General features: G+C 46.8%; 8 protein-coding genes and 1 riboswitch. Of the genes, 4 read left to right on the top strand and 4 right to left on the bottom strand.

The features are described from left to right. Nucleotides 1–68 precede the first annotated feature (68 nt). The gene (locus HMPREF2909_RS03815) at nt 69–2312 is read left to right on the top strand and encodes a hypothetical protein (RefSeq protein WP_071415286.1); all 2244 of its coding nucleotides are present in this window, start codon (nt 69–71) and stop codon (nt 2310–2312) included. On the opposite strand, the gene HMPREF2909_RS03810 is transcribed toward HMPREF2909_RS03815, so the two are convergent. The 3 genes from HMPREF2909_RS03810 to ppgK all read right to left on the bottom strand — a co-directional run bounded on the left by HMPREF2909_RS03810 (nt 2299) and on the right by ppgK (nt 4905). After that, the gene (locus HMPREF2909_RS03810) at nt 2299–2883 is read right to left on the bottom strand and encodes an FUSC family protein (protein WP_071415285.1); all 585 of its coding nucleotides are present in this window, start codon (nt 2881–2883) and stop codon (nt 2299–2301) included. The genes HMPREF2909_RS03815 and HMPREF2909_RS03810 overlap by 14 nt on opposite strands. Next, a complete protein-coding gene (locus tag HMPREF2909_RS03805; protein WP_071415284.1) occupies nt 2880–4070 on the bottom strand; it encodes a pyridoxal phosphate-dependent aminotransferase in 1191 nt (396 codons plus the stop codon). Before HMPREF2909_RS03805 ends, HMPREF2909_RS03810 begins: the two co-directional genes overlap by 4 nt. A 76-nt stretch (nt 4071–4146) precedes the next feature. After that, entirely contained in the window at nt 4147–4905 is a 759-nt protein-coding gene (gene ppgK, locus HMPREF2909_RS03800; RefSeq protein ID WP_071415283.1) for a polyphosphate--glucose phosphotransferase, read from the bottom strand. A 224-nt stretch (nt 4906–5129) separates the two neighbouring features. Here ppgK and HMPREF2909_RS03795 point away from each other — a divergent pair, with 224 nt between their 5' ends. The 3 genes from HMPREF2909_RS03795 to HMPREF2909_RS03785 all read left to right on the top strand — a co-directional run bounded on the left by HMPREF2909_RS03795 (nt 5130) and on the right by HMPREF2909_RS03785 (nt 9280). Beyond that, nucleotides 5130–5930, top strand: a complete 801-nt coding sequence (locus tag HMPREF2909_RS03795; RefSeq protein ID WP_071415282.1) for a nitroreductase family protein — start codon at nt 5130–5132, stop codon at nt 5928–5930. Between the two features lie 318 nt (nt 5931–6248). Then, nucleotides 6249–6369, top strand: a riboswitch (FMN riboswitch). A 6-nt stretch (nt 6370–6375) separates the two neighbouring features. Further along, nucleotides 6376–6972 (top strand): ECF transporter S component, encoded by a 597-nt coding sequence (locus HMPREF2909_RS03790; protein ID WP_246815512.1) that lies wholly within the window; start codon nt 6376–6378, stop codon nt 6970–6972. A 31-nt stretch (nt 6973–7003) separates the two neighbouring features. Next, on the top strand, nt 7004–9280 hold the full coding sequence (locus HMPREF2909_RS03785; protein ID WP_071415281.1) for an ATP-binding cassette domain-containing protein: 2277 nt from the start codon (nt 7004–7006) through the stop codon (nt 9278–9280). A 532-nt stretch (nt 9281–9812) separates the two neighbouring features. Here HMPREF2909_RS03785 and HMPREF2909_RS03780 read toward each other — a convergent pair. After that, nucleotides 9813–12344 (bottom strand): ATP-dependent Clp protease ATP-binding subunit, encoded by a 2532-nt coding sequence (locus tag HMPREF2909_RS03780; protein ID WP_021617988.1) that lies wholly within the window; start codon nt 12342–12344, stop codon nt 9813–9815. Nucleotides 12345–12391 lie beyond the last annotated feature (47 nt).

The raw sequence follows: 12391 nt of genomic DNA, 5'->3' as shown, positions 1-12391 counted from the left end.
TGGCATGGTCACATTCTCCCAAACCTATATGACATCGTTTGTGCACTCATGCTTATAGAATAACCTGCATGGCGTGGGCTTCATTCTTGGATTCTAACTTAGCTGGCAATGAGCACAGCGAACCACACAAGGGCAATAAAACATCGGTCTGGGAACGTTGTATGCGTAGCGCAGGCATACGTTTTTCCATTTTAGCTCTTCTGATTATTTTCAGCCTCGAACTAACACTTTTTAATCTAGGAAGTTGGCTCTCGCCTTCATCGGCACAACAGCAGACCTGCACGTTCACCTCGTCCTGCTCATTTTCCGCGCATAACCTTCAGATTTCTTCCCACAGCGGTCAGCCGCGCGTGCTCGTTAAGGATGTCGATTCTTCTCTTTCTATACCTGTGCGAGCGAATACCCGCATTCGCACCTTAGAATTTGCTCCCGTTTCCGAGACGAAGACCTCGGAAGCAACTTCCTCAACGCAAAACGACGCCTCCGCGCCGAATACCTCGGCAGACACCACCACCCCACAAGCCCCCGCCTCAAACTTCTTTACCCGCGTCACCATCGGATCTCAGCAAATTACCTTGCGTGCCGACCGCCCCACTTTTGCTTTCTTAAACGAAGAAACCAGCGATGCGATTGCACGCGAGGGTGCAGTAACTGTGCGCTTTGTGGAAGGCTCCTCAACACGCGTGAATTTAGCCTCCGTAACACTCAATGCACACAAACCATTGCGCATCAATCTCCTGCGCGTGTGCGTTTTGCTTCTTATTGCTGGATTCTTGTGGGCTATGCATCCTCGCTCACGTGTGCACAGTATTAAGCTTAATTCTCAGTCTCGCGCACAACGCTTGGCTTTTTGGGCTTGTTTTGGTGTGCCTTTGATTGTGCTCGGTATTATTGTGGTTGCTATTGCTGGTGTTTTTGTGGGCACAGATCAGTGGTGGGATCGGGGCAATTATATTTATTCGTATCATCACTATATTTTGGTGGCTCAAAGTCTGCTTGAAGGTCATGCATGGCTCAATATTCCTGTTGATCCAATTTTCGATGCTTTAAGCAATCCTTATAATCCTCAGCTGCGCAATACTGCTTTAGCTCAGGGCGCTTCAATTTACTGGGATTACGCCTTCTACAATCACCACTGGTATTCCTATTTCGGCATGTTGCCAAGCGCTCTTATTTATATTCCATTCCATCTGCTTACTGGGCGATGGCCGTCCATTATGGCTGTGGTTATTCCTCTTCTTATGCTCACAGTTCTTCTTCTGTGCGGTATTGTTGTGCGCTTACTTGAACGTTATTTTCCGCATACTACGGTGGGAACAGCCATTATTGCCATGACAACCGTTTTTATTGGCACAAATATTATTTCGCTGATTGTTGTAACAAACCTCTATATTATGGCTTTTGCCAGTGGTTTATGCATATCATCTTTAGGCGTTTTTATCTGGATGAAAGTTAGCCCTGATGCGAGCGCGCGCTCGAATATGTGGCGTATGATTCTCGGCTCTCTCTGCATTGCTTTGAGCACATCGTGCCGTCCAACATTTATTTTTATCGCTATTCTTGTTGCTCCAGTTTTCCTTGAGCTGGTATGGAAGAAACCATTGCGCACAGTTCTTGGCGCAACTGCTGTAAATATTGCGGCTGCTTTTGCTGGTTTAGCTCCTGCTTTGTGGTACAACTGGTGGCGTTTTGGCTCTATTACTGATTTTGGTGCTGCGTATCAGATTACTGTGGCAGATATGCGTCATCTGCATGTTCCTGCGCTTTCGCTGCTGCAAGGAGTGAGTATTTATCTATTCCGTCCTCTTGAAGCCAGCGCTAACCCTCCGTTTATTGAAGCTCCATTTGTTTCTACTGCTACATGGATTCATCACGAAAGTATTATTGGCGGTTTCTTTATTTTTGCCCCGTTAGTACTGCTCAGCTTGTTCAGTCTTATGTTTCGAGAGGTTCGTTCACGTTTGCACAAAAATTTCGTATGGCTCTACTGTGTGCTGGGAGTGGTGATTGGATTATTCCTGTGCGTTTTCGTGACGCGCAGCGGCGGTATAGCATGGCGTTATTTTGTTGATTTTAGCTGGGCTTTCGTTTTTGCTTCGCTTCCCGCTTTTTCGGCTGTGATGGATTATGCTGCCAGTGTGCGCAATACTTGGCGAGGAAAGCTTGTCTATTCAACCGTCAGTATTATTGCACTGTACCAAATTCTTATACTTCTGGTCAGTATTATGGTTCCTAACCGTTTTGCATCTTTCACCCAGTATGCGCCTGCTGTATATTCGAGCGTGGTTGATGCGCTGACTATTCTTGTTTAGCGTCTTCTTTTTCTGCTTTCCAACGTTCAATAGCCATTTCGGTATGCGCCCATACTGTAGTAATAATCACGCTGAGAATAACGCCTAAAACTGTTCCAATCAGACGAGAAACAGCATAGAAAATACGGTCATCGCCAAACTGCACGAGTATAACTAAAGCGAGCGAAATCATCGTAATTTTCCAAGACGCGGACGGCAACTGAAAAGCGTAAAATAGAGCGCCAATAATCAAAATCGCTGTAAAAGCTAAAGCAACGAATACATACGGATCATTGCCTAATTTATCGTCCAGAAGAACGACTCCTAAACCGAAAATACCGCCAAACATTGTGCCAATAAGACGGATCCAACCGGCTTTACGTGCTTGTTTTCTATCTATCTGCGTGCACACAACTACTGCAGTAGCCATAGATGTAGTCATGTAATGGCTAACAAAAAGAGATACAACTGCCACAACTGCAATACCTAAAGCTACTTCTACTTCTAAAGTAGTTAAGTGCGGTTTATCAATTCGTTCAGATATTTTATCGATTGTAGAAAAGGCTCTATCGCGAAGCTTCTTCACACTCATATCTCGTCAATCATGCTTTCAATTACGTCAATAGTTTTCGTCATTATTGTGCTAAAAATTTTAGCTTCTGGCAATAAGGATATCGCCATATAGCCATTAGCGTGAAAATCAAAGAAATATCCAGGAGCACTCATAGCATGAAGAGTGTCGAGTAATCTTTCTCCTACAAGGTCATCGTCTAAGCTCGACGGTAAGCGTAACAAAGCGCTCCATCCACCTTCAGCGCGCAACACACTCACTAATCCGCGTGTAGCAGACGTATTGCGCGTATAGTTCTTGAGCCATTCGTAATTTCCTTGACACCGCACAGCTATATTTTGCGTTTGGTTATCAGCGGCAGTCAGTAACGCCGGTATCTGCGCCGTAATCAGTGAAGACATAGGAAGAAAATCATCGGCAATATAATCCAAACGACGCACTGCTTCTTCGAGCATCTCATGCGGCCCGCTGGCGTAAATCCATCCGATCTTCACATCCGCAGCAGCTAACATTTTCGAGAAACCATCTAAAGCAAAAGTTAAAACAGAGTTCTCTCCTGCCCAGCGCGATCGCGAGTCGAAAGCATCAAGAGGAAAATCATAAAAGACTTCATCTGCAATAATTGCCGCATCATAGCGCTGACACAGAGAAATAATACGTTCGCGCTCCTCAGCTTTTACATACGAAGCTGTGGGATTATTCGGATTAATCAACACTATTGCTTTAATGGGATGCTCTGCTCCTGGCTGATTATAGCGCTCTAAAGCCTGCTCAATACTCACGTAATCAATCAGCCACGAACCGTCATAGCTCAGACGGTAAGAAACGGCATGTGCAGAGGTGAGAGCGCAAATAGATTCAATCAGCGGGTATCCCGGCTGAGGAAAAAGTATGCGGTCGCTCGGATCGCACAGCAGCATCATAAGCCACGCATAGGCTTGGGATGTGGAACTGAGAATATAGAGATTATCGGCGCTCAGCGTGCGGTTATAACGCTGTTCGAGATAACTGATAAGAGCGTCACGCGCGGATTTATCACCATGCGGATCTGCTGTATACACAAAATCTGAACCATGAACGCTTAATCCAAAATGCGTTGGGTTGGAATCATTGAGGTTGAGCACACTAATGCCCTGTTCTTTGAGCTGCTGCGAGCGTAAAGACAGGGCATTAAGAGATTGCTCACCCGTGCGATGTGAAAACTGCACAAGCAAGTCCTTTGTTGATTGAATTTGTCGGTTGCGGTGTGGAGGTGTTGCGATGTGGAGGTGTGGGGCGTGCGCTCTATTGCTTGGTCGATGCAAAATATGCTGCACCCACAATACCTGCATCGTTGAGCAAAGCAGCTGGGACAATCGGTGTTTCTATATCGATATATTCGAAGAACTTCTCATGTTTCTTAGAAACTCCTCCGCCAACAACAAAGACGTCAGGGCTAAAATACTTCTCAAGCAAACGATAGTACTTCGTTAAACGCTTACCCCACTTTTTCCATGTCAATTCTTTAGCAGAGCGAACAGAATCGGCGGCATATTTTTCTGCATCTCCGCCATCTAATTCGAGATGACCTAATTCAGTATTTGGCACGAGCACACCATTAATAATCAAAGCCGTACCAATACCTGTTCCTAACGTTGTTGCAATAACAAGACCCTCAGAGTTCTTCGCTGCACCAAACTGCGCTTCAGCTAAACCGGCAGCATCAGCATCATTAACCACATGAACTGTGCGTCCCGTATGTTCAGACATGAAAGCATTCAAATCCACGCCCACCCATGACTGATCCAAATTAGCCATAAAATCAAGAGGCTTACCTAGTTTTACTGGAGCTGGGAAAGCAATACCAATCGGTGTTCCATCGTGCACATCAAAATGATATAAAATCTGCTTCACAACTTCTGCCACAGCCTCAGGAGTGGAATGTTCTGGAGTTGGAATACGCAAGCGTTCATCGGCGAACTTACCATGAATCAGATCAACGGGAGCACCTTTGATTCCCGAACCGCCAATATCAATACCAAAAGCTTGAGCTGTTTCAATCATGAGAATCTCCTCCTATGGGTTTCTCTCCATTGTCTAGCTGGATGTGAATCCATTCGTGTGTGTAGAACCGTTCGTTGATGTTCGTTGCATTTCGTTGCTGTTCGTTGTTGCAAGAGCACTCGATGTGTTTGCGTTGCACTGCAAACTCGTCAGAAATGTTCTTGCTACGCAGTCTTCTTACTACATCAACCTCGGTTCCCTCTTCGCCCCATTATAATGCAAGTATGAGTACTACGCATTCTCAAGTCATTGATGCTATTAATGTTCGCATCTCCAACAGGATTTTTAGTCCTGACCTCATTGAAGAGGGTATTTTACGTCAGCTCATGCAACATATGGACGCGATGAGCGTTATTTCTGGGATTCGCATGACTTTTGTTGAAAATCATCCAGAATTATTTGAACGCATTGTGCGTGAACGTGGCGAATTTGTAGGCGCGGCACACGTGATTGTGTTAAGCGGACCGAAAGACGATCTGCTTGCTTTAGAAAAAGCAGGTTTTTATGGCGAGCGTCTTATTTTAAGTGCAACCTTAATGGGCTTAGCTACGAGCTGGGTTGATCACAGCATTGATTTAGAGTTAGCCAGCTCATTAGCAGGTATTCCTTCTGACGAAATTGCGTATGCCTGTTTAACTGTGGGATATTTCGAAGACCAAGAACACGTTTTGCAACTATCTTACGAAGCTCGTGCACAACTGCAAGCCACCCACCGTGGCGGACAGAATATGTCTGCTTTGGGCGGCGTGACTCCGGAAAGTCCAAGTTGGTATGCCAGTGCGATTGAAGCGGTGACGAAAGCGCCTTTCCCTGCACATATGCAGCCTGTTCGTTTCTTGCTGAGCGATGACGCTACAAGCATGCGCGTCTTTATTGATCCAGATTTCTCATTAGGCACTACCCGTGATTACTTAATTCTCGGCATTGATAAATTACACGCTCAGATTGGCGCAGGTTCGGATGAAAACAATCCAACTGCTGGTCAGTGGCAATGGGGAAATGGCGGAATCTTCAGGACGAAATAGGCGTAGTGGCGTTGTAGTTTATGACGCGTCGGATGCGCCTCACTCACAACGGTTAAAATCCTCAAGATGAACTGATAAAAGTTGTGAGTTATGACGGGGCGAACGCGACCTGTCTCACTGCACTCAGAACCCTAACACAATCCCTAGCACGCCTTTCTCTAGCGTAACTTCCCAGCGAGGCCTCCTGTAAATTCCCGACAAAAAACACGCCCTCTCAAAACACACGCCTAAACACACGCCTCGATGCCCAGAGCGTGACCTTACCCACAGACAGCATAATCAGCTCTCATTGCTCGGTCTGGCATGATACAGTAAAAAGGTAAGTTTCAGGGCGAGGCGAAAATCCTCGACTGGCGGTACAGCCCGCGAGCCGCTCACGCGGTTGATTTGGTGAGAGTCCAAAGCCAACGGTTATAGTCCGGATGAAGAGAAACAGGAGTTAGCCATGTTTTCTCGCATGCCAAAAAATAATTCATCGCAGAATACTCAACCATATTGGACCAGTCAACGCATTGCTGTGTACGCACTATTTTCCACGCTAGCAATTGTGCTGAGTTTTATTCAGATTCCAATTTTCCCTGCAGCACCGTTCCTCAAATACGATCCGAGCGGAATTATTGTTTTGTTAGCAGGCTTCGGATATGGTCCGTATGCAGCCGTTATCGTCAGCATTATTAGTTCGCTGCCTCATCTTGTCACCGATCCTGTTGGCGGCTTAATTATGCTTGCTTGCTCGTTGGCTTTTAGCGTGCCATCGGCGTGGCTCTACAAAAATCATCGTACCCGTGCTTTTGCTTTAATTTCTATGCTGGTGGGAGCTGTCAGTTTTATTGTTGTTGCGCTACTGCTGAATTTAGCGATTACTCCTTTGTATACCTCCACACCGGTGAGCGCAGTAGTGTCTATGATTCTGCCGTTTTTGCTGCCTTTTAACGTTATTAAAGCAGTTATTCATTTGGTTATTACCACTGTGTGCTATAAGCCTATTACTGGTTTGCTCAAGTCATTTATGAAATCTCAGAATGCTCAGCACCGTGTTTAGCGCATTCTATGCATGAGGAGGGAGCATATAGATGACTGAGTGTGAAGCTTTTGCTCTACGGCATGTGAGCTTTGTTTATGAGACTGCTGGGATTAACGCCCATGGAGAGACGGATGCTGCTAACCGTTTAGAAACTGACGCTAATCGAACCGCTGTAGCAAAAAATACTACACGTACCGCCGTAGATGATGTGAGCTTGACTATTAAACGCGGTGAGTGGGTCACGATTATTGGTTCGAACGGTAGCGGTAAAACGACTTTATCGCGTATGCTTGCTGCTGTGAGCGCGCCGACCAGCGGTCAGATTAATGTGCTCGGCGATCACTTGTATGACGAAGAGCGCGGTGCTCAGCGAAGCGTGTATGTGCGCGCGAGACGGCATATCGCTTACGTGACGCAAAACCCCGAAGATCATATTGTGGGCGAGACAGTAAAAGACGATGTTGCTTTTGAACCGGAGAATCTAGGCTGGACACCTTGTGACACTGCACGCACTGTAGACGAGTCGCTGCATGCCACGGGCATGATGTACGCCCCTAATAGTGACCCGCACGATCTGTCTGGAGGCCAACAGCAGCGAGTGTCGCTTGCTTCTGCATTGGCGGCGCATCCAGACATCCTTATTTTGGATGAGCCTTTTGCCTATGTGGACGGTTCGGCGAGGCGAGCTTTGCTTGCAATTCTAGAGCAGGCGCATGCGCGCGGGGTGACTATTGTTATTATTTCGCATCACCTGTCTGTTGGGCGCTATGGTCAGCGTGTGATTGAATTGAGTCGCGGGCGCATTGTGCGTGACCTAAGCGCTGGCGAGTTTGAGGCAGAGTTTGGCAACGGAGATTCTTTCCACGCATGTAATCGAGAGAATATTGAAAAGGCAGGGATTTCCGTCAACGCTCAATCAAGTTCCAAAGAACCACTTCTGTCCACGCAAAATCTCAGTATTACATTCGCTGGTCATGCAGTGCTCTCTAACATCAATCTGAGCGTTAATCGCGGTGATTTTCTAACAATCAGTGGCGCTAACGGAAGCGGTAAAACTACCCTCGTATCCGCTCTTGCAGGCATTACTCAACCTCAATCAGGCAGCGTGCACTTTCATGGTCAGCGTATCGGCATAGCCATGCAGAAGGTCGAAAAACAGCTTTTCGCATCGACGGTTTACGAGGATATTGCTTTCGGCCCGCGCAATCTCGGATTATCCGAAACAGACATCCGCCACAGCGTGCAATCTACCACCGAGCTCCTAGGAATTACTCATCTTCTGGATTCATCTGTGTGGAATTTATCGGGTGGACAGCAAAGGCTGGTTGCGCTTGCAGGAGTTCTTGCTATGCAGCCTGATTTAATTATTCTCGATGAACCTACAGCAGGTTTAGATGCATCGACCACGCAACGCATTCTCGGTATTTTACACTCTTTGCATAAGCAGGGGTTAACCATAATCATGGTGACGCACGAGCTGGAGCATATTAAGACTCTTGCCACGCGCGCTTTTGTTTTGGATGTTCCTGCACAGCGTGCTGACGAGGCGATGCAATCGACTGTGCGCGCTCCACAGTCCACTTTCGACCCTCGTGCTTTAACGCTGACTACACTTGCCATGCTTTTCACGTTTTTTGCTCTACAATCGCCTGCACAGCTTCTGCTTGGATTAGCAGTAACGGTTGTCTATGTATTCATGACTCGCATTCGACTGCGCAATCTTCTCACATGGGTTACGCCATTTCTCTTCTTCATCTGTGTGATGGGATTATTCAATCTCTTTGTAGATCGTAGCGGTTCTGCTGTGCTCGCTACTCCCCTCTTCACTATTACGACCGGCGGAGCTTGGTCAGCACTTTTGTATGCAGGACGTTTTGCTCTGCTCGCTGTGATTGCTGTGTCTTATCTGCATATTCTGCCACCAACACGCATTTCCGATGCTGTAGAAAATATGGCTCAGCCTTTAACGCGCGTTGGAATTCCTGTGCATCAGCTTTCTTTAATGTCTACGCTTGCTTTGCGTTTTATTCCTCTTTTATCCAGAGATTTTAAGGATTTAACCGCGGCTCAGGAACTGCGTGGCGCTACGATTACTCATGGTCCACTCGGCACGCGATTACGGTCGCTCCAAGCGCTGATTGTTCCTGCTTTTGCGAATGCTTTGCGTCATGCTGATAAGTTGAGCGTTGCGCTTGATGTGCGCGGATATGATCCGGATAATGCTCGCGTTCCGTGGCGCGTTATGCGCATGACATGGCGTGATTATGCGCTTATCTCTGGGTATGTATGCTATCTTGCGGTTATTGTTACCTTAGCATTTATATAGTTTTTGCTTTCTCATGCGCTGCTGATTGCCTCAGGACTGATAACAGTAACGTACCTTTTGATGAGGTTTGCGTTTTCTGCTTTATCTTTCATAGCTGAGCTTAGCAGTGAGCGGTAAAGCTTTTACCAGCTGTGATTTGGGTGGTCAAACAGCTTTAACGAGTAGCGCTATCGATAGCGGTGAAAGATACAGTATGCAATTGCCTTAGTTCGCACATGAAAACCTTGATTTTATGAGCTTTCCTAGACCTGGGTAGCTATTAGCATTGTTGTATCTTTCATAGCTGTGCTTAGCAGCGAATGGTAAAGCTTTTACCACTTCTAATCTGAGTGGTCAAACAGCTTTAAGGTGTAGTGCTATTGATAGTGGTGAAAGATACAGCACAGAGCATTAATTCTTGCTCGCATCGCATGCAGGTCTACCTTACTACCACTTCACGAGCACATAAGATTGAATCACCCAACCATAGAAAACGGCTATCACTAGGTATTCACCAAGCGATAGCCGTCTATTCAGAACAATAAATCAGAAGTTATTCTGCTTCAGTAGTCTCAGGCTCAACCACTTCTTCAGTTTCAACCTCAGACTCAGCTTCTACAAAAGGCTTTGCTGAGAATGTGAATTCACCAAGAATACCTTCACCTTCTGAATCCACCGTAATCTGCTCATTATCATGCAAATCACCCAGCAGAATCTTCTCGGAAATTGCATCCTCAATATCACGCTGAATAACTCGGCGCAAAGGACGCGCGCCCAAAAGTGGGTCAAATCCCTTTTGCGCCAGCAAATCCTTAGCCTGATCAGTCAACTCAACAACCATATGACGCTCGAATAAGCGGTCGTTCAAGCGCGCCACGTCCAAGTCAACAATCTGACGCACCTGAGATTCGGTGAGCTGCTGGAATACAATAATGTCGTCCAAGCGGTTCAAGAACTCTGGGCGGAACTGTCCCTTCAGCTCAGTGGACACTTGATCCTTCATACGCTGGTAGGACGTTTCCGTATTGCCCCCAATATTGAAACCGGTATTTGCACTTTGAGCAATCTTGCTTGTTCCCAAGTTGGTGGTCAAAATAATAATCGTGTTCTTGAAGTCCACTTTACGACCCTGACCGTCAGTCAAATGACCGTCATCCAATACCTGCAACAAGGTATTGAAAATATCAGGGTGCGCTTTCTCAATCTCATCGAAAAGCACAACGGAGAATGGCTTACGGCGAACTTTCTCAGTCAGCTCACCGCCTTCATCGTACCCCACGTATCCTGGAGGCGCACCAAAGAGTCGAGAAGCAGCGTACTTTTCGCCGAACTCAGACATATCAATGCGAATCAAAGCATTTTCATCGTCAAAGAGGAACTGAGCCAAGCTCTTTGCCAGCTCGGTCTTACCCACACCTGTTGGGCCAGCGAAAATAAACGAGCCAGATGGACGCTTCGGATCCTTCAAGCCCACACGTGCACGACGGATAGAGCGTGCCAAAGCAGACACAGCCTCTTCCTGACCTATAATACGCTTATGTAACTCAGCTTCCATGCTCAGCAACTTCTGAGATTCTTCCTGAGTCAGCTTAAAGACTGGAATACCCGTGGTGGAGGAAATAACTTGAGCAATCACTTCTTCATCAACCACCATGGACACATCAGATTCACCTTCGCGCCATGCCTGTTCACGATTTTTGCGCTTTGTCTCCAAAGTTTCCTGCTCGTCGCGCAAAGAAGCAGCTTTCTCAAAGTCCTGCTGAGCAATAGCGTCGTCCTTCTGAGTCTTCAACTCAGTAATGCGCTTATCCATCTCCTTGAGCTCAGGTGGAGCAGTCAAGCGACGAATACGCAGACGAGCGCCGGCTTCATCAATCAAATCAATCGCCTTATCTGGCAAATGACGGTCTTGAATATAGCGTGCAGACAGTTCCGCAGCGGACTGCAAAGCCTTATCCGTAATAGTTACACGATGATGATCCTCATAGTTCTTACGCAGTCCCTTGAGAATTTCAATCGTATCGGCAATACTTGGCTCATTAACCTGGATAGGCTGGAAACGTCGTTCCAAAGCAGCATCTTTTTCAATGTACTTACGATATTCATCCGTAGTTGTAGCCCCAATGGTCTGCAGCTCACCACGCGCAAGCATAGGCTTGAGCATGTCGGAAGCGCCCATCGCACCATCAGCAGATCCAGCGCCCACAATAGTGTGAATCTCATCGATAAAGAGCACAACATCACCGCGAGTTTGAATTTCCTTCAGCACCTTCTTGAGACGCTCTTCGAAATCACCACGATAACGCGAACCAGCAATCATCGAACCGAGGTCGAGAGAATAAATCTGCTTATCTTTCAGTGTTTCTGGTACATCACCATTAACCACTTTTTGAGCCAAACCTTCAACAACAGCAGTTTTACCCACGCCAGGTTCGCCAATAAGCACAGGATTATTCTTCGTGCGACGGCTCAGCACCACCATAACGCGCTGAATTTCCGCACTACGTCCAATAACAGGATCAAGCTTACCGTCACGTGCCTGCTGAGTAAGATTACGTCCAAACTGGTCGAGCAGAGCAGAGCCTGACTGATTCTGCTTATTCGCCACGCTTCCCGAGTTTGCCAACTCACCTTGAGCACTCGAATCGTGCGTATCACGAATAGCATCAATAACAGAGGTACGCAGTTCGGTGAGATCTACATTCATCTTCACCAGAACTTGTGTGCCCACGCCTTCACCTTCGTGAATAAGCCCTAAAAGAATATGTTCAGTGCCAATATAGCTGTGACCCAATTGCAAAGCTTCACGCAACGACAGTTCCAGCACTTGCTTAGCATGAGGTGTAAAAGGAATATGACCAGACGTTGTGGCATTACCCTTGCCAATCATCTCCTCAACCTGAGCTTTGGTTGCCTCAAACTGCACGCCTTTGGCTTCCAATGCTTTAGCAGCAACACCCTCACCCTCGCGGATAAGGCCCAGAAGCAAATGCTCCGTACCAATATAGTTATGCTGGAGAGAGCGCGCTTCTTCCTGAGCAAGCACGATAACACGTCGCGCTCTGTCAGTAAAACGTTCAAACATAAAGTCCTCCAAAAATTTTTCCTAGCTTAGATTGTACAGATAATTGT

It is taken from the genome of Alloscardovia sp. HMSC034E08, from assembly GCF_001813415.1.
Classification (GTDB): Bacteria; Actinomycetota; Actinomycetes; order Actinomycetales; family Bifidobacteriaceae; genus Alloscardovia; species Alloscardovia omnicolens.
The sequence above is the reverse complement of the archived record's forward strand: the minus strand, read 5'-3'. Positions and strand labels throughout refer to the sequence as shown.